Annotated in this window: 13 protein-coding genes; 11 read left to right on the forward strand and 2 right to left on the reverse strand. The window is 64.5% G+C overall.

What is annotated here, in order from left to right:
- Positions 1-194: 194 nt before the first annotated feature.
- Positions 195-1,589 (forward strand): branched-chain amino acid transporter BcaP, encoded by a 1,395-nt coding sequence (gene bcaP, locus AC07XB_RS11575; protein WP_492828792.1) that lies wholly within the window; start codon positions 195-197, stop codon positions 1,587-1,589.
- 12 nt (positions 1,590-1,601) lie between these two features.
- On the opposite strand, the gene AC07XB_RS11580 is transcribed toward bcaP, so the two are convergent.
- Positions 1,602-3,008, reverse strand: coding sequence for an aminotransferase-like domain-containing protein (locus tag AC07XB_RS11580; protein ID WP_309405371.1), 1,407 nt, complete (start codon positions 3,006-3,008; stop codon positions 1,602-1,604).
- A gap of 191 nt (positions 3,009-3,199) precedes the next feature.
- Between AC07XB_RS11580 and AC07XB_RS11585 the strand changes: the two genes are divergently transcribed.
- The 5 genes from AC07XB_RS11585 to AC07XB_RS11605 all read left to right on the forward strand — a co-directional run bounded on the left by AC07XB_RS11585 (position 3,200) and on the right by AC07XB_RS11605 (position 10,700).
- The gene (locus AC07XB_RS11585; RefSeq protein WP_441632199.1) at positions 3,200-3,538 is read left to right on the forward strand and encodes a DUF2917 domain-containing protein; all 339 of its coding nucleotides are present in this window, start codon (positions 3,200-3,202) and stop codon (positions 3,536-3,538) included.
- A 367-nt stretch (positions 3,539-3,905) separates the two neighbouring features.
- Entirely contained in the window at positions 3,906-7,226 is a 3,321-nt protein-coding gene (gene icmF / locus AC07XB_RS11590; RefSeq protein WP_492828789.1) for a fused isobutyryl-CoA mutase/GTPase IcmF, read from the forward strand.
- Positions 7,227-7,337: 111 nt separating this feature from the next.
- Positions 7,338-7,772, forward strand: coding sequence for an HIT family protein (locus AC07XB_RS11595; RefSeq protein WP_416050427.1), 435 nt, complete (start codon positions 7,338-7,340; stop codon positions 7,770-7,772).
- A 72-nt stretch (positions 7,773-7,844) separates the two neighbouring features.
- Positions 7,845-8,699 carry a 3-hydroxybutyryl-CoA dehydrogenase gene (locus tag AC07XB_RS11600; protein WP_492810422.1) on the forward strand — a complete coding sequence of 285 codons (855 nt, stop codon included), beginning with the start codon at positions 7,845-7,847 and terminating at the stop codon, positions 8,697-8,699.
- A 456-nt stretch (positions 8,700-9,155) separates the two neighbouring features.
- Positions 9,156-10,700 (forward strand): methyl-accepting chemotaxis protein, encoded by a 1,545-nt coding sequence (locus tag AC07XB_RS11605; protein ID WP_492810424.1) that lies wholly within the window; start codon positions 9,156-9,158, stop codon positions 10,698-10,700.
- A gap of 58 nt (positions 10,701-10,758) precedes the next feature.
- Here the strand turns inward: AC07XB_RS11605 and AC07XB_RS11610 are convergent, their stop codons facing one another.
- Positions 10,759-11,427: a Crp/Fnr family transcriptional regulator gene (locus AC07XB_RS11610; RefSeq protein ID WP_492375597.1), complete on the reverse strand. Its 669-nt coding sequence runs from the start codon at positions 11,425-11,427 to the stop codon at positions 10,759-10,761.
- Positions 11,428-11,663: 236 nt separating this feature from the next.
- Here AC07XB_RS11610 and AC07XB_RS11615 point away from each other — a divergent pair, with 236 nt between their 5' ends.
- From AC07XB_RS11615 to AC07XB_RS11635, 5 genes are all read left to right on the forward strand, one after another.
- Positions 11,664-13,634: an AMP-dependent synthetase/ligase gene (locus AC07XB_RS11615; protein WP_492828787.1), complete on the forward strand. Its 1,971-nt coding sequence runs from the start codon at positions 11,664-11,666 to the stop codon at positions 13,632-13,634.
- Between the two features lie 14 nt (positions 13,635-13,648).
- Positions 13,649-14,560, forward strand: coding sequence for an ABC transporter ATP-binding protein (locus AC07XB_RS11620; RefSeq protein WP_492828785.1), 912 nt, complete (start codon positions 13,649-13,651; stop codon positions 14,558-14,560).
- Between the two features lie 24 nt (positions 14,561-14,584).
- The gene (locus tag AC07XB_RS11625; protein WP_150989598.1) at positions 14,585-15,499 is read left to right on the forward strand and encodes a branched-chain amino acid ABC transporter permease; all 915 of its coding nucleotides are present in this window, start codon (positions 14,585-14,587) and stop codon (positions 15,497-15,499) included.
- A gap of 26 nt (positions 15,500-15,525) precedes the next feature.
- Positions 15,526-16,602: a branched-chain amino acid ABC transporter permease gene (locus AC07XB_RS11630; RefSeq protein WP_492828783.1), complete on the forward strand. Its 1,077-nt coding sequence runs from the start codon at positions 15,526-15,528 to the stop codon at positions 16,600-16,602.
- 87 nt (positions 16,603-16,689) lie between these two features.
- A complete protein-coding gene (locus AC07XB_RS11635) occupies positions 16,690-18,024 on the forward strand; it encodes an ABC transporter substrate-binding protein (RefSeq protein WP_253929709.1) in 1,335 nt (444 codons plus the stop codon).
- Positions 18,025-18,073 lie beyond the last annotated feature (49 nt).

Genomic DNA, 18,073 nt, shown 5'->3' on the forward strand with positions numbered 1-18,073 from the left:
GTTAGTCTTCTTTGCCGACGCAAAGAAGAGTGACCGGCAGCCCCCGCAGGGGGATGTCGTATGGCTCTTGGGTGCAAGATGCCAACGCCGATCAAAGAAACACCGACCAACCCAAAAGTGACGAATCCGCCCACCCCATCACGCTAAAATACGCCGCTTTTCAAAGCCGCCCAGCGCGCCAGGAGTACCCACCGATGAGTCTGTTCCGCACCAAGAACATCGAGGCCATGCTGGCCGCCGCCCGCGATGATGGCCTGAAAAAGGTGCTCGGTCCCGTCGACCTGATCCTGATGGGCATCGGCGCCATCATCGGCACCGGCATCTTCGTGCTGACGGGCACCGGCGCGCTCACGGCCGGCCCGGCGCTGACCGTCTCCTTCGTGATCGCCGCGCTCGCCTGCGGGTTTGCCGCGCTCTGCTACGCCGAGTTCGCGTCCGCGATCCCCGTCTCCGGCTCTATCTACACCTATAGCTACGCCACGCTCGGCGAGATCGTGGCGTGGATGATCGGCTGGGATCTGCTGCTTGAGTATGGTCTTGCGACCTCGGCGGTGTCGGTGGGCTGGTCGGGCTATTTCCAGTCGCTGATGGCGGGCTTCGGTATTCACCTGCCGGTCATGCTCACCGCCGCACCCGGTGCCGTGCCGGGCGTGCAGACACTGTTCAACCTGCCGGCTGCCGTGATCATGCTGCTGATCACCTGGGTCGTGTCCTACGGCGTGCGCGAGTCGGCGCGCTTGAACAACGTGATGGTGGCCATCAAGATTGCGGTGGTGCTGCTCTTTATCGGGGTGGGCGCGTGGCACGTCAAGCCGGCCAACTGGCATCCGTTCGCGCCGTTTGGGCTGGAAGGCGTCTTCAATGCGGCCGCGCTGGTGTTCTTCGCTTTTATCGGCTTCGACGCGGTGACATCGGCCGCCGAGGAAGTGCGCAACCCGCGCCGCGACCTGCCGATCGGCATCATCGGCTCGCTGGCGGTCTGCACCGTGCTGTACGTGACGGTGGCGGCCATCATGACCGGCATCGTGCCCTTCGCCAAGTTCGCGGGCATCGATCATCCGGTATCGCTGGCGCTGCAGTACGCGGGCGAGAACTGGGTGGCGGGATTCGTCGATCTCGGCGCCATCCTGGGCATGACCACGGTGATCCTGGTGATGACCTTCGGCCAGACCCGCATCATCTTTGCCATGTCGCGCGACGGGCTGCTGCCGGAGCGGCTGTCGAAGGTGCACCCGGTGCATGCCACGCCGTTCTTCGCTACGTGGACGGTGGGCATCGTGTTTGCCTTCATTGCGGCTTTCGTGCCGCTCAATGTGCTGGCGGAGCTGATCAATATCGGCACGCTGTCCGCCTTCACGCTGATTTCGGTGGCGGTGCTGGTGCTGCGCAAGACGCGGCCGGACCTGCCGCGCGCCTTCCGCTGCCCGGGTGTGCCGGTGGTGCCGCTGCTGTCGGTGGGTTTTTGCTTGTTCCTGATGGCCCACCTGCAGGCGCTGACGTGGGTGGCGTTCCTGGCGTGGCTGGCGATCGGCTTGGCGATCTACTTCCTCTACGCGCGGCGCAACGCGGTGCTGCACGGCGGCGCCTGACGCCGCCTGCGCTTACCGTTCGCGCGCTCCGGCTTCCTGCAGGAAGGCCAGCGCGCGCGGCTCCTCGACAAAGGCGGAGTTGATGCGGATCCAGGCCGAGCCCTCGCCGCCCGGCCGGAAGTAATTGCCGGGCGCCAGTGTCACCCCATGCTGCTCGGCCAAGGTCACCAGCTCGCGCGAATCCTCGATCCCACGCGTACGAGCCCACAGGAAGTTGCCGCCCGCCGGTTCGCAATACACTTCCCAGCCGGCGTCGCCCAGGTGCTGCACCGCGCGCGCGGTGGCCTGGCGCACCCGCAGCCGCAGCCGCTCCATGTATTTGCGGTAGGCGCCGCGCTCCAGCAGCGCCGCCGTCACGCTCTCCGCGAAATGCGAGCCCGCTACGCTGGTTAGCACCTTCACATCCACCAGGTCCTTCACCAGCGCCTTGTCGGCCACCAGGTAGCCGACGCGCAGCGAGGCCGACACCGTCTTGGAAAAGCCGCCGATGTAGATCACGTGCTCAAGCTGGTCCAGCGTGGCCAGCCGGTCGGTGTAGTTGGTCTGGAAGTCCGAGAAGATATCGTCCTCGACAAAACGGAAGCCGTGCCGGCGCGCCAGCTCCAGCAGGCGGAACGCCACCGGCGGCGAGAGGGTCGAGCCGGTCGGGTTCTGCAGCACGCTGTTGGTGAAGAACAGCTTGGGCTTGTGCTCGCGCAGCAGCGCTTCGGCGGCGTCCGGGTCCGGGCCGTTGCGGGTTTGCGGCACCCCCACCAGCCGCACCCCGTGCAGGCGCAGCAGGCCGAACAGGTTGTAGTAGCCAGGATCCTCCACGAACACCGTATCGCCTGGCTTGAGCAGGCGCCGCACCACCAGGTCCAGCGCCTGGCTGGCGCCCGTGGTGATCAGCACCTGCGGCAGCTCCGCCGCGATGCCGAGCTGCCGCACGCGGGTCAGCACGTGCTGGCGCAGCTCCGGGCTGCCCATCGGCGTGGCGTAGTGGATCACGCTGTTGATGTCGTTGCGCGAGACCTGGCGGATGGCCTGGGTCAGCCCTTCCACGTCGCGCCAGCTCTCGGGCACGAAGCCGCCCGCCAGCTTGAGCGTGGCGCTGGGATGGTTGAACTGCTCCAGGATATGGCCTGACAAATCCTCTGCCAGACGCGGGTCCGACCAGCCATTGGCGCCGCGCGCCAGCAGCGGGCTGTCGGCGACGAAGAAGCCCGACCCGTGGCGGGAATCGAGCAGGCCCTGCGATACCAGCCGGTCATAAGCCTCGATCACCGGGAAACGGCTGATGCCATGCTCCGCCGCGAGCTGCCGGATCGACGGCAGGCGCGCGCCCGGGCGCACCTCGCGCGCGCTGATCCAGGTCTTGACCTCGTTGACGATCTGGTCGGTCAGGGGCACGCCGGTGGCGGGAACGAGGGTCAGCTTCATCGGCAGGGTGCAGGGGAAAGTGTCAGGAAAAACTACTGAACAGTTCATGTCAAACTGTTCGCAACTGTTCATGGGATTGTAGTTTGCGCTGTGAATAATGGAAGGCATGCGGCGGAAGTGCCGGCACTGGCTGGGCCGGTGGGCACGAGAGACATGGCCGCCATGCAGAACAGCAGAACAGGAGTGATGAAATGCGCGAACTAAGGATCTTCGAATTCGATGAACTGGGCCAGCCGGTGAGCTGGCGCGCCCGCGAAGGCCAGCGCGTGAAGGCGGTCGAAGGCCGCCTTTGGCTCACGGTGGAAGGCCACCACGCGGACATCTGGCTGCTGCCGGGAGCCGTCTTTGCGCTGCCTGCCGGCGCCCGGGTCTGGTTGTCCGGCGAAAGCGAGGGCGCGCGCTTCACGCTGGCCGAGACGCCGGCCCCGTCGTCGTGGCGCTGGCTGGGCGGGCTGGCGAGTGCGCTGAAGCGCCGCTTTGGCGAGCGCCGTGGCTCCGGTGCCGGCCAGTGCCCGGAACCGGGCCTCTGAGAGGATCTCGGCCGGACCGCGCGCAGCGCGTGTCCGGTCATCCCGCTCCCATCCGTATTGGTGGAAGCCTGGCCAAGTGTCTGGTCGTGCGCTCTCCAAAATGCCGTTTGCCGGCGTCGAACTCCCCCGATGCCTCGCTCCCTCCCTCCACATCGTCGCGCCAACTATGCGAGGATGTTCATATGGCTGGCCGCGCCGCGCGGTATCCGGCGCTGCCGTGGATTGATTGCCGTTAACGTAAACGTCATATAATCAAGCCGTTGCGCCGGCACCAGCCAGACCGCTCGCGTGTCAGATCCGAGCCGCCTCCAGAGCGGCAGCCATGGACGTCATGCGACCAGCCAGAACACCGAACATGGTGGAGACAATGACCGATCTTTCCGATGTGCAGAAGGGCGCTCAACCCGGCGCTCAACCCGGCGCTCAACCGGGTGCTCCCCATCACGCGCAGGGACCGAAAGGGCCCGTCAACAAGGTGCGCTTCGTCACCGCGGCCTCGCTGTTCGACGGCCACGACGCTTCCATCAACATCATGCGGCGCATCCTGCAGTCCTCGGGCTGCGAGGTGATCCATCTGGGGCATAACCGCTCGGTGCAAGAGGTGGTCAGCGCGGCCTTGCAGGAAGACGTGCAGGGCATCGCCATCTCCAGTTACCAGGGCGGCCACGTCGAGTATTTCAAGTACATGGTGGACCTGCTGCGCCAGCGTGGCGGCGAGCACATCCAGTTGTTCGGCGGCGGCGGCGGCGTGATCGTGGCAGACGAGATCCGCGAGTTGCAAGCCTACGGCGTGGCACGGATCTTCAGCCCGGAGGACGGCCAGCGCCTGGGCCTGGCGGGCATGATCGCCGACATGGTGCAGCGCTGCGATATCGACCTGGCGCGCTATGCCCCCACCACGCTCGATGCGATGAAAGGCGGCGACCGCCGCGCGCTCGCGCAGCTGAACACGGCACTGGAAAACGGCAAGGCGGATCCCGCGCTGGCCGACGCCCTGCGCGCCGAGGCGGCCAAGGTGAAGACACCCGTGCTCGGCATCACCGGCACGGGCGGCGCGGGCAAATCCTCGCTGACCGATGAGCTGATCCGCCGCATCCGGCTGGACCAGCGCGATGCGCTATCCATCGCGGTGATCTCGATCGACCCGTCGCGCCGCAAGTCCGGCGGCGCGCTGCTGGGCGACCGCATCCGCATGAACGCGATCAACCATCCGCACATCTTCATGCGCTCGATGGCCACGCGCGAGGCCGGCTCGGAGATCTCGCGGGCGCTGCCCGATGTGCTGGCGGCCTGCAAGGTGGCCGGCTTCGACCTGATCATCGTCGAGACCTCGGGCATCGGGCAGGGAGACGCGGCCATCGTTGCGCACGTGGACCTGTCGCTCTACGTGATGACCCCGGAGTTTGGCGCGGCCAGCCAGCTCGAGAAGATCGACATGCTGGACTTCGCGGATTTTGTCGCCATCAACAAGTTCGACCGCAAGGGCGCGCAGGACGCGTGGCGCGACGTGGCCAAGCAGGTGCAGCGCAACCGCGAGCAGTGGCATGCCAAGCCCGAGGAGATGCCGGTGTACGGCACCCAGGCGTCGCGCTTTAACGACGACGGCGTGACCATGCTCTACCAGGGCCTGCGCGAAGCGCTGTGCGCGCGCGGCATGCGTGCGCCGGCCGGTGTGCTGCCGCAGTTGAGCGGACGTGTCTCCACCGGCCAGAACGTGATCGTCCCGCCGGCGCGCAACCGCTATCTGGCCGAGATCGCCGACACGGTGCGCGCTTATCATCGCCGCGTGGACGCGCAGAGCCGGCTGGCGCGCGAGCGCCAGCAACTGCGCGAGGCGCGCCGCATGCTGCTGGCGGCCTCCGGTCAAGAGGGCCAGGGCGAAGCGCTGCAGGCTCTCGCCACCGAGCGCGACGCCGCGCTCGGCGCGCAGGAGCGCAAGCTGCTGGCGATGTGGCCGGAGATGCGCAAGGCCTACAGCGGCGACGAATACGTGGTGAAGATCCGCGACAAGGAAATCCGTACCGCGCTCACCACCACGACCTTGTCCGGCACCACGGTGCGCAAGGTGGTGCTGCCGCGCTTCGAGGACGATGGCGAAGTGCTCAAGTGGCTGCTGCGCGAGAACGTGCCTGGCAGCTTCCCCTACACCGCCGGTGTGTTCGCCTTCAAGCGCGAGAACGAAGACCCCACCCGCATGTTTGCCGGCGAGGGCGATGCCTTTCGCACCAACCGGCGCTTCAAGCTGGTCTCCGAGGGCCTGGATGCCAAGCGCCTGTCCACCGCCTTCGATTCTGTCACGCTGTACGGCGAGGATCCGCATACCCGCCCGGACATCTACGGCAAGGTCGGCAACTCGGGCGTGTCGATCGCCACGCTCGACGACATGAAGGTGCTGTACGACGGCTTCGACCTCACCAGCCCGTCGACCTCGGTGTCGATGACCATCAACGGGCCCGCGCCCACCATCCTGGCGATGTTCATGAACACCGCCATCGACCAGCAGCTCGACAAATTCCGCGCCGACAACAGCCGCGAGCCCACCGCCGACGAGGAAGCCAAGATCCGCGCGTGGGTGCTGCAGAACGTGCGCGGCACGGTGCAGGCCGACATCCTCAAGGAAGACCAGGGCCAGAACACCTGCATTTTCTCGACCGAGTTCTCGCTCAAGGTGATGGGCGATATCCAGGCGTACTTCGTCCATCACCAGGTGCGCAATTTCTACTCGGTGTCGATTTCCGGCTATCACATCGCGGAGGCGGGAGCGAACCCGATCTCGCAACTGGCGTTCACGCTGTCCAACGGCTTCACCTATGTGGAGGCGTACCTGGCGCGCGGCATGCATATCGATGACTTCGCGCCCAACCTGTCGTTCTTCTTCTCCAACGGCATGGACCCGGAATACAGCGTGCTGGGCCGCGTGGCGCGCCGCATCTGGGCGGTGACGCTGCGCGACAAGTACGGCGCCAATGAACGCAGCCAGAAGCTCAAGTACCACATCCAGACTTCCGGGCGCTCGCTGCACGCGCAGGAGATCGACTTCAACGACATCCGCACCACGCTGCAGGCGCTGATCGCCATCTACGACAACTGCAATTCGCTGCACACCAACGCGTACGACGAAGCCATCACCACGCCCACCGGCGAGTCGGTGCGCCGCGCGCTGGCGATCCAGCTCATCATCAACCGCGAGTGGGGCGTGGCCAAATGCGAGAACCCCAACCAGGGCAGCTTCCTGATCGATGAGCTGACCGACCTGGTGGAAGACGCGGTGATGCAGGAGTTCGAGCGCATCGCCGAGCGCGGCGGTGTGCTCGGCGCGATGGAGACGGGCTACCAGCGAGGCAAGATCCAGGACGAGTCGCTGTACTACGAGCAGCGCAAGCACGACGGCACGCTGCCCATCATCGGCGTCAATACGTTTCGCAATCCCAATGGCGACGCTACGCCGCAATCGCTCGAACTGGCGCGTTCCAGCGAAGAGGAGAAGCAGGGACAACTTGCGCGGCTGGCGGACTTCCACGCCCGTCATGCGGATGCGGCGCCGGCCATGCTGCAGCGGCTGCGCCAGGCTGTGATCGACAACGACAATGTGTTTGCGGTGCTGATGGATGCGGTGCGCGTGTGCTCGCTCGGGCAGGTCACGCATGCATTGTTTGAGGTAGGAGGCCAGTACCGCCGCAATATGTGATCCGTCCGCCAGGGGCTGTCTCGTGCGAGGCCCCTGCGTTAAACTTGGCGTTTGCGCCAGCCGCGTCGCCTTGCGGGCAGCGAGCGCCAGCGAAGATCAAGACCAAGACCAATCAGGAGTACCGTGTACGATCCCAACAATATCTTCGCCCGCATCCTGCGTGGTGAATTGCCTTGCAACAAGGTGTATGAAGACGCCGACACCATGGCCTTCATGGACATCATGCCGCAGTCGGATGGCCACGTACTGGTGGTGACCAAGGAACCCGCCGCCGAGTTGTTCGACCTTTCCGATGCTGGCGCCGAAGCCGCCATCCGCACCACCAAGCGCGTCGCCCGCGCGGTGCGCGCCGCCTTCTCGCCGGACGGCATCTCGATCGGCCAGTTCAACGGCGCCGCCGCGGGCCAGACCGTGCCGCACGTGCATTTCCACATCGTGCCGCGCTACGCCGAGCGCACCCTGCGCGGCCACGGCAGCGACATGCAGGATCCGGAAATCCTCAGCCAGCACGCCGAGCGCATCATTGCCGCGCTGCGCGAAGCCTGACCAGATACATCGGTGCGCCGTGACCGCAGCGCGCCACGCCAGAATCAAGCAACCAGCAACAAGGAAGACAAGATGGGAATCAGGACAGTGGGCATCGTAGGCGCCGGCACCATGGGCAACGGCATCGCGCAAGCGTGCGCCGTGGTGGGCCTGGACGTAGTGATGGTGGACATCAGCGACGCAGCGGTGAACAAGGGCATCGCCACCGTGGGCAGCAGCCTGGATCGCCTGATCAAGAAAGACAAGATCAGCGAAGCCGACAAGGACGCCGCACTCGCGCGCATCAAGGGCTCCACGTCCTATGACGCGCTCAAGGCCGCCGATATCGTGATCGAAGCCGCTACCGAGAACTTCGACCTCAAGGTCAAGATCCTCAAGCAGATCGACAGCATCGTCGGCGACAACGTGATCATCGCGTCCAACACCTCATCGATCTCGATCACCAAGCTGGCCGCCGTCACCAGCCGCCCGGGCAATTTCATCGGCATGCACTTCTTCAACCCCGTGCCGATGATGGCCCTGGTGGAGTTGATCCGCGGCCTGCAGACCAGCGATGCCACGCACGCGCTGGTGGAAGAACTGTCGAAGAACCTCGGCAAGTACCCGATCACCGTGAAGAACAATCCGGGTTTCGTGGTCAACCGGATTCTCTGCCCGATGATCAATGAGGCGTTCTGCGTACTGGGCGAAGGCCTGGCGTCGCCGGAAGAAATCGACGAAGGCATGAAGCTGGGTTGCAACCACCCAATCGGCCCGCTGGCGCTGGCTGACATGATCGGCCTGGATACGATGCTGGCGGTGATGGAGGTGCTGTACACCGAATTTGCCGACCCGAAATACCGTCCGGCCATGCTGATGCGCGAAATGGTGGCGGCGGGCTATCTCGGCCGCAAGACGGGCCGCGGTGTGTACGTCTACAGCAAGTGACATTGAAGCAGTAAAAGGCTGAAAGTCCCCCTTCCTCACAGGCGGGGGGAGCCAAGAAAGCTGGCAACGGAGCGATCCGTCGCCAGCTTTTTTTCGTTCGCGCAACGCCCCGGCCTGCGGGGTTCTCCAGCCTGTCGCGATCAATGAAAACTGCCTCTTGCAGCTCCTGGCTATTTGCTGTCTGCCTGGGTTTTTAAATAAGAATCGATATCAATTTATTCTTAATAGCACGATCGTATTAAAAAATATTGTCAAGCTTGTGGTGACGAAAAATCCGACAAATGCTAGGTGAAATCAATCTCGATCAAGGTAAAGCCAGATGAATGGCTTATTCATCCCTGATCGCTAAAGCTTTGTATAGACATATCCGTAAACGCTGAGATGCACTACGCGCCGCCGCAGTCGTGGCACAGCCTGTGCGCCGCGCGTGCTTTGGAAAACCGATGGGGAATCTTTATGCGCAACAACCAACCCGTCTCGCAGCGCGAATACGAACTGCCTGAGAATGCGACGCTGATGTCGACCACCGACACCGAGAGCCGCATTGCCTATGCCAACGCGGCCTTCGTCGATGTCAGTGGATTCACACGCGAGGAAATCCAGGGCCAGCCCCACAATATCGTGCGGCACCCGGATATGCCGGCCGAGGCCTTCGCCGATATGTGGGCCACGCTCAAGAGCGGCGAGCCCTGGACGGCGCTGGTGAAGAACCGGCGCAAGGACGGCGACCATTACTGGGTACGTGCCAATGCCATGCCGCTAGTGCGCAATGGCAAGCCGGTGGGGTACATGTCGGTGCGCACCAAGCCCTCGCGCGAGGAGATTGACGCCGCCGGGCGGCTCTACCAGGACTTTCGCGAGGGTAGTGCGGGCCAACGGCGTTTTCACAAGGGTCTGATCATTCAGGGCGGCTGGAAGCGGTGGGCGTCGGCCTTCAAGACCATGCCGGTGCGCTGGCGCATCCGCGGCGCCCTGGCAACCTTGCTGCCGGCCTCGGTCATTGGTGCCGCGGCGCTTGGCATGAGCGGGATGCCGCTGGCCGGCCTGGGCGGCATCGTCGCCGCCATGTTGCTGCTGGTCTCCGGCTGGCTGGAGGCGCAGATCTCGCGGCCATTGGAGCGGGTCATGGCACAGGCCCTGCGCGTGGCGTCCGGCGAAAGCCAGCAGGTCGAGCATCTGGACCGCGTGGACGAGATCGGCATGACGCTGCGCACGATCAGCCAGCTTGGCCTGATGTTTCGCTGGCTGATCGACGATGTGAGCGAGCAGGTGCTGAACGTGCAAGGCGCAAGCAGCGAGATCGCGCAGGGCAATGGCGACCTGAGCGTGCGTACCGAGCAGGCGGCATCCAACGTACAGGATACGGCGTCGTCGATGACGCAGATGACGGCCACGGTCAAGAGCAATGCCGAGACCGCGGCGCAGGCAAACGAGTTGTCCGGCTCCGCCAGTACCGAGGCGGCCAAGGGCGGCAAGGCGATGTCGCAGGTGGTGGCGACCATGGAGGAAATCAGCAGCAGCTCGAAGCGGATCGGCGACATCATCAGCGTGATCGACGGCATCGCCTTCCAGACCAATATCCTTGCGCTGAATGCCGCGGTGGAAGCCGCGCGGGCCGGGGAACAGGGCAGGGGCTTCGCGGTGGTGGCCGGCGAGGTGCGCGGGCTCGCGCAGCGCAGCGCCAGCGCGGCCAAGGAGATCAAGGCGCTGATCGGCGCCAGCGTGGAAAAGGTCGACTCGGGGGCGCAACTGGTCAACGACGCCGGCCAGACCATGGATAACATCGTGGCCCAGGTCCGGCGCGTCTCCGACCTGATCGCCGAGATCAGCCTGGCTACGTCCGAGCAGAGCGCGGGCATCAGCCAGGTTGGCGATGCCATCGGCGACCTCGACCGCATCACCCAGCAAAACGCGGCGCTGGTGGAGCAGAGCGCGGCCGCCGCACAGAGCCTGAAACAACAGGCCAACCGGCTGGTGGAAGCGGTCAGCGTATTCCGTTGACTGCGCGCCACGCCGCATCGGGCTATGCCGCAAGATAGCTGCGAGGGGCGTGGCGGCCCTACTCGCCGTACTGCCGCAGCCCTTCCAGGTCCAATACCTCGATCACGCCATAGTCGACCTTCACCAGTCCCTGCTGCTCCAGCACCTTCAGCGCCTGGTTGGCCCGCTGCCGCGATATGCCCGCCAGCAGTCCGATTTCTTCCTGCGAAATCTCCAGCGTGGTCCCCAGGCCAGGGTACAGGTGCTCATTGAACAGCGACGACACGGCGCGCGCCACACGCGAATCGATATCGAGCAGCCGCTCGTATTCCACGGCGGCAATGAACTGTCCCAGCCGCTCATTGAACTGCGTCAGCAGGAACCGCGTGAACGGCAAGCTGGTATCCAGCAACCACTGAAAAGTCTCGCGCGGCAGGAACGCAATGCGCGAGCGCCGCAGCGCCATCACGTCATACTTGCGGATTTCGCCCTTGAGCACGGCACCTTCGCCAAACCAGCCTCCCGTAGGCACGCCGGTGAATGTGACCGACTTGCCGGAAGGCGATACGGTAGTGATCTTGACGATCCCTTCCAGCACACCCAGCCAGTGTTCCGCCATATCGCCTTTATGGCAGACATAGTCGCCCTGGCTATATTCGCGCACGCACATGGCGCGGCGGACGATGTCGCGTTGTTCTTCGCTGAGGTCGGCTGCCCACACGCAGCGGTCGACGAAATCGTTGAGCATGGCCTGGGAACCTTCCCGTAGGGATTAACCCGGAATTGTCATCGGCGTGACAACCGGGGGAAATGGCATGGACTATCTTACGATCACCACGAACCGCGAATGCGCGCCAGGACAGGCGCGGCGGGCTTGTTGCGTCGCGGCACAAACACCGCCGGGCAAAACAGGCCAAGTATAACCAGCGGCAGCAGGCTTGGCACCGGTGGCGGACCCCCGCGCCGGAGGGACAGGAGATATCCATGCAGGAACCGTCGGCGACGACCTTCCCGCGCTTGTTGCTTGCGCATGCGCAGCAGCGGCCGGAAAGCCCGGCTTACCGTGAGAAGGATCTCGGGATCTGGCAAACCTATAGCTGGGCGCAGACCGCGCAGGAGGTGCGCGCGCTCGCGTGCGGCCTGGCTGCGCTGGGCTTTGCCCGCGGCATGAACGTGGCGGTGGTCGGCGACAACCGGCCGCGCCTGTACTGGGCCATGAGCGCGGCGCAGTCCATGGGCGGCGTGCCGGTGCCGCTTTACCAGGATGCCATTGCCGGCGAGATGATCTATGTGCTGAACGATGCCGAGATCGACTTCGCCATCGTGGAGGACCAGGAGCAGGTGGACAAGCTGCTGGAGGTGGAGGAGCAGCTTGCCGCGCAGGGCCGCAAGGTGCGCCACATCATCTATGAAGACCCACGCGGGCTGCGCGACTACGATCATCCGGCGTTGATGTCTTACCAGCGCCTGCAGGAGATCGGCCGCGAGTTCGATCGCGCCAATCCCGGCTACTTCGATGCGGCCGTTGCCGCGGGCGAGCCTGACGATACCGCCATCATCCTCTACACCTCCGGCACCACCGGCAAGCCCAAGGGTGTGTGCCACTCGCATCGCGGCCTGATCGGCGCGGCGCGCAACGGCTGCGCGTTCGATGGCCTGACCGCGAAGGACGATGTGCTGTCCTACCTGCCGATGGCATGGGTGGGCGACAACCTGTTCTCGTACGCGCAGGCCATGGTGGCGGGCTTTACCGTGAACTGCCCGGAGTCGCGCGAGACGGTGATGACCGACCTGCGCGAGATCGGTCCCACCTATTACTTCGCGCCACCGCGCATCTATGAAAACCTGCTCACGCAGGTGATGATCCGCATGGAAGATGCGGGCTGGATCAAGCGCAAGCTCTTTCACTGGGCCATGGGCGTGGCGCGCCGCTGCGGCACCGACATCCTCGACGGCAATCCGGTGCCGCTGGCCGACCGCCTGCGCTACGCGGCCGGCGAGGCGCTGATCTTCGGGCCGCTGCGCAATGTGCTCGGCATGAGCCGCATCCGCGTGGGCTACACGGCGGGCGAGGCGATTGGCCCGGACCTGTTCCGCTTCTATCGCTCCATCGGCGTCAACCTCAAGCAGTTCTACGGCCAGACCGAAACCTGCGCCTACGTCTGCCTGCAGCCGGACGGCAAGGTCAAGTTCGATTCGGTCGGGCCCGCCGCGCCGGGCATGGAGATCCGCATTGCCGAGAACGGCGAAGTGCTGGTGCGTGGCGTGGGCTTGTTGAAGGCCTACTACAAGCGCGACGATGCCACCCGCGAGGCGATCAACGACCAGGGCTATTTCATGACCGGCGACGCCGGCGTGATCGACGCCGATGGCCACCTCAAGATCATCGATCGCGCGAAGGACGTGGGCAAGCTGTCCGACGGCGCCATGTTCGCGCCCAAGTACATCGAGAACAAGCTCAAGTTCTTTCCCTATATCAAGGAAGCGGTGGCGTTCGGCACCGGCCGCGACAGCGTCTGCGCGTTCATCAACATCGATTTCGATGCCGTGGGCAACTGGGCCGAGCGGCGCCACCTGGCCTATGCGGGCTACATCGACCTAGCGGCGCAGCCGGAGGTGATCGCCATGATCGGCGAGTGCGTCGAGCAGGTGAATGCCGACCTTGCCGCCGATGCCATGCTGGCTGGCTCGCAGGTTTCGCGCTTCCTGATCCTGCACAAGGAACTCGATCCGGACGACGATGAGCTCACCCGCACGCGCAAGGTGCGCCGTGGCTATATCGCCGAGAAATACGCGTCGCTGATCGAAGCGCTGTACGCCGGCAAGCCGGAGCAGTTCATCGAGACGCGCGTGAAGTTCGAGGACGGGCGTGAAGGCAGCGTCTCGGCCACGTTGAAGCTGGTCGATGTGAAGCGCTTCCCCCCGGCCACCGCCGGTGCGAAGCGCGCAGCATGAGCAGGGGCGAGAGGATGACGCAAATGGCATGGCAAGGCGTGGAGCGCGGCGGCGATGGCCAGCCGGTGTGGAGCGGCGCGTCCGCGGGGGCAGGGGCAACAGCAACAGCACAAGCGCTCGGCGGGGTTCAGATGGAACATGCGCAGGTGCGGCAAGCCGGCGACGTGATACTCGACCTGCAGAATATCTCGTTGGCCTTTGGCGGCGTGAAGGCGTTGACCGATATCTCGTTTGACGTGCGCGAGCATGAGATCCGCGCCATCATCGGCCCCAACGGCGCGGGCAAGAGCTCGATGCTCAATGTGATCAACGGGGTCTACCACCCGCAGCAGGGGCGCATCGTGTTTCGAGGCGAGGAACGGCGCAAGATGCATCCCACCGCCGCGGCGCGCCAGGGCATCGCGCGTACCTTCCAGAATATCGCGCTGTTCAAGGGCATGACCGTGCTCGACAACATCATGACCGGGCGCAACACCAGGTTCCGCAGCGGCCTGCTGGCCAACGCGCTGTGGTGGGGCCCGGCGCGCAACGAGGAAATGCAGCACCGGCGCAAGGTCGAGGAGGTGATTGATTTCCTGGAGATCCAGGCGATCCGCAAGACGCCGGTGGGGCGCCTGCCATACGGCTTGCAAAAGCGCGTGGAGCTGGCGCGCGCGCTGGCGGCAGAGCCTTCGATGCTGCTGCTCGACGAGCCGATGGCCGGCATGAACGTGGAAGAGAAGCAGGACATGTGCCGCTTCATCCTGGACGTGAACCATCAGTTCGGCACCACCATCGTGCTGATCGAGCACGACATGGGCGTGGTGATGGACATCTCCGACCGTGTGGTGGTGCTGGACTACGGCAAGAAGATCGGCGACGGCACGCCGGAAGCGGTGAAGGCCAACCCGGATGTGATTCGCGCCTATCTGGGCGCGGGCCACTGATGCAGCTGCAAGACAAGGACAACCATGACGTTCTTCTTTGAAATCCTGATCGGCGGCTTATTGTCGGGGTTGATGTACTCGCTGGTGGCGCTGGGGTTCGTGCTGATCTACAAGGCATCGGGCGTGTTCAACTTCGCGCAGGGTGCGATGGTGTACTTTGCCGCGCTGGCGGTGGTGGGGCTGATGGACAAGGGCCTGCCGATGTGGGCGGCCGTGATCGGCGCGTTCGGCGTGATGGTGGTGGTCGGCATCAGCACCGAACGGCTGGTGCTGCGCAAGCTGGTGAACCAGCCACCCATCACGCTGTTCATGGCCACCATCGGGCTGTCCTTCTTCCTCGAGGGGCTGGGGCCGTTGTTGTTCGGCAATGAAGTGCGCCCGATCAACCTCGGCATCGTCGACGAGCCCATCGAAGCCATCCTGACGCGCTTCAATATCGTGGTATCCAAGTTCGACCTGGCGGCCGCGGGTATCGCCGCCGTCCTGGTGGGCACGCTGGCGCTGTTCTTCCAGTACACCAAGGTGGGCCGTGCATTGCGCGCGGTGGCGGACGATCACCAGGCCGCGCTGTCGCTGGGGATTCCGCTGCAGCATATCTGGGCCATTGTCTGGGGCGTGGCAGGCTTCGTGGCGCTGGTGGCGGGCATGCTGTGGGGCTCGCGCAATGGCGTGCAGTTCGCGCTGACGCTGACCGCGTTGAAGGCGTTGCCGGTGCTGATCCTGGGCGGCTTTACCTCGGTGCCCGGCGCCATCGTCGGCGGCCTGATCATCGGGGCATCGGAGAAGCTGGCCGAGATCTATATCCCGCCCGTGTTCCAGTCCGCGTTTGGCGGCAACTTCGGCGGCATCGAAGGCTGGTTCCCCTATGTGTTTGCGCTGTTGTTCCTGCTGGTGCGGCCCGAGGGGCTGTTCGGTGAGAAACACATCGATCGTGTCTGACCGGCCCGCGCCTCAGGAGAGAAAACATGTTCTACCGTGAATCCGGCCAGTTCAAGACCACCTACGTTGCCGACAGCCAGATCTTCCCCATCCGCCAGGACCGCATCGGCTTTGCGGTGCTGATGGCGGTGGCCTTCGTGGCGATCCCGCTGCTGGGTTCGGAGTACTGGTTCTCGGCCATCCTGATCCCGTTCCTGATCTTCGCGCTGGCCGCGCTCGGGCTCAATATCCTCACGGGCTACGCGGGGCAGCTCTCGCTTGGCACCGCGGCCTTCATGGCGGTGGGCGCTTACGCGGCCTACAACTTCCAGTTGCGCATCGAGGGCCTGCCGGTGCTGCTGACCTTTATCCTCGCCGGACTGTCGGCAGCGATGGTAGGCGTGGCGTTCGGCTTGCCGTCGCTGCGCATCAAGGGCTTCTACCTTGCGGTGGCGACGCTGGCAGCGCAGTTCTTCGTGGTGTGGGCGCTGACCAAGTTTCCCTGGTTCTCCAACAACAGCTCATCGGGCGTGATCACCGCGCAGCAGTTGAGCCTGTTCGGCATCGCCATCGATACACCGGTGAAGAAGTACCTCTTCGTGCTGATGGTGGTGACGGTGCTGGCCATCGTGGCCAAGAACCTGGTGCGCTCCTCCACCGGGCGTGCCTGGATGTCGGTGCGCGACATGGACGTGGCGGCGGAGGTGATCGGCATTCCGCTGATGCGCACCAAGCTGCTGGCCTTTGCCGTCAGCTCGTTCTACTGCGGCGTGGCGGGCGCGCTTTATGCGTTCTGCTACCTGGGCTCGGTCGAGCCGGACGGTTTCTCGCTCGACCTTTCCTTCCGCGTGCTGTTCATGATCATCATCGGCGGCGTGGGCAGCATCCTTGGTTCGTTCCTGGGCGCGGCCTTCATCCTGCTGCTGCCGATCTTCCTGGACATCGCGCTGCCGCCGCTGGCCGCGCTGCTGCACCTGCCCTTTACCAACGCCGCCGTGTCGCATATCCAGTTGATGGTGTTCGGCGGGCTGATCATCTTCTTCCTGGTGGTGGAGCCGCATGGCCTGGCACGGCTGTGGCAGATCGCGAAGGAGAAGCTGCGGCTCTGGCCATTCCCCCATTGAGTCTCATCGCATTGACGTTTTTTGGTTCGGAACAAGACAAACGGGTATTCCATAACAAACACACCTGCCAAGGTGAAGGAGACTGTCATGACCATCCTGATTCGCAATCTGCAGCGCATAGCCCTGGCGGTGGGGGCGTCGGCCGCGCTGCTGGCGCCGCTGGCGGTGCAGGCACAAAGCGGCGAGCAGTTCGTCGCGCTGCCCAGCTATCGCGTCGGCCCCTATGGCGCCAACGGACAGTCCTTTTATGGCGGCTTCGTCGACTACCTGAACTACGTCAACCTCAAGGACGGGGGCGTGAACGGCGTCAAGCTGTCGTGGGAAGAGTGCGAGACGGAGTACAACAACGCCAAGGGCGTGGAGTGCTATGAGCGGCTCAAGGGCAAGAGCCCCGTCAGCAAGGGCACCGCGTACCACACCATGTCGACCGGCATCTCCTACGCGCTGGTGGACAAGACCGCGGCCGACAAGGTGCCGCTGGTGATGATGGGCTATGGCCGCACCGATGCGGTCGACGGTTCGGTCTTCCCCTATGCCTTCCCGCTGGTCACCACCTACCAGATGCAGGTCTCGGCCATCGTCAAGTTCCTGGCGGGCAAGAACGGCGGCTCGCTGGCCGGCAAGAAGATCGTCTACCTGTATCACGACTCCGCCTATGGCAAGGAGCCGATCGTGGCGCTGGAAGCCGAAGCCAAGCTCGGCAAGTTCAACCTGGTCGAGATCCCGGTGGCGCACCCCGGCAACGAGCAGGGCGCGCAGTGGCTGAAGATCCGCCAGGAGAATCCTGACTACGTGATCTTCTGGGGCTGGGGCGTGATGAACCAGACCGCGCTCAAGGCGGCGCAAAAGGTGGGCTTCGCACGCGACAAGATGATTGGCTCGTGGTGGGCAGGTTCGGAAGAAGACACCGTGCCCGCCGGCGATGCCGCCAAGGGCTATATGAGCGCAACCTGGAACGTGGCGGGCAAGGGCGTGCCGCTGATCGCCGATATCGACAAGGTGGTCTACGGCGCCGGCAAGGGCAATATGCAGGACCGCAACAAGGTTGGCTCGGTGCTCTACAACCGTGGCGTATCCGCGGCCGTGGTGACGGTGGAAGCGATCCGCGTGGCGCAGGCCAAGTACGGCAAGGGCAAGGTCATGAGCGGCGAAGACATGCGCTGGGCATTCGAGAACCTGAACGTGAACAATGCGCGCCTGCAGCAGCTGGGCGCCACGGGCTTGCTGCCGGAGATCAAGACCAGCTGCGACAACCACGAAGGCTCGGGCAAGGTGAAGATCCAGCAGTGGGATGGCACCAAGTGGGTGGTGGTGTCGGACTGGATCGAAGGCAACAAGAACCTGATCCATCCGCTGTTCAAGGCGAGTGCCGCGCAGTTCGCGAAAGAGAAGGGCATCTCGCCTGCGTGCATGAAGTCTTGATCCGGGCGCTGCAAGGCGTTTGTTGATTGTTGTCGACTCCGCTCGCCCG

The sequence above is a fragment of the Cupriavidus sp. GW821-FHT02F09 genome, assembly GCF_059421605.1.

Bases quoted from the DNA above. Each gene is read 5' to 3' on its own strand.
- AC07XB_RS11585 (WP_441632199.1), top strand. From the start codon at position 3,200: ATGCGCGAACTAAGGATCTTCGAATTCGATGAACTGGGCCAGCCGGTG.
- AC07XB_RS11620 (WP_492828785.1), top strand. From the start codon at position 13,649: ATGACGCAAATGGCATGGCAAGGCGTGGAGCGCGGCGGCGATGGCCAG.
- icmF (WP_492828789.1), top strand. From the start codon at position 3,906: ATGACCGATCTTTCCGATGTGCAGAAGGGCGCTCAACCCGGCGCTCAA.
- AC07XB_RS11580 (WP_309405371.1), bottom strand. From the start codon at position 3,008: ATGAAGCTGACCCTCGTTCCCGCCACCGGCGTGCCCCTGACCGACCAG.
- AC07XB_RS11605 (WP_492810424.1), top strand. From the start codon at position 9,156: ATGCGCAACAACCAACCCGTCTCGCAGCGCGAATACGAACTGCCTGAG.
- AC07XB_RS11615 (WP_492828787.1), top strand. From the start codon at position 11,664: ATGCAGGAACCGTCGGCGACGACCTTCCCGCGCTTGTTGCTTGCGCAT.
- AC07XB_RS11635 (WP_253929709.1), top strand. From the start codon at position 16,690: ATGACCATCCTGATTCGCAATCTGCAGCGCATAGCCCTGGCGGTGGGG.
- bcaP (WP_492828792.1), top strand. From the start codon at position 195: ATGAGTCTGTTCCGCACCAAGAACATCGAGGCCATGCTGGCCGCCGCC.
- AC07XB_RS11625 (WP_150989598.1), top strand. From the start codon at position 14,585: ATGACGTTCTTCTTTGAAATCCTGATCGGCGGCTTATTGTCGGGGTTG.
- AC07XB_RS11610 (WP_492375597.1), bottom strand. From the start codon at position 11,427: ATGCTCAACGATTTCGTCGACCGCTGCGTGTGGGCAGCCGACCTCAGC.
- AC07XB_RS11600 (WP_492810422.1), top strand. From the start codon at position 7,845: ATGGGAATCAGGACAGTGGGCATCGTAGGCGCCGGCACCATGGGCAAC.
- AC07XB_RS11630 (WP_492828783.1), top strand. From the start codon at position 15,526: ATGTTCTACCGTGAATCCGGCCAGTTCAAGACCACCTACGTTGCCGAC.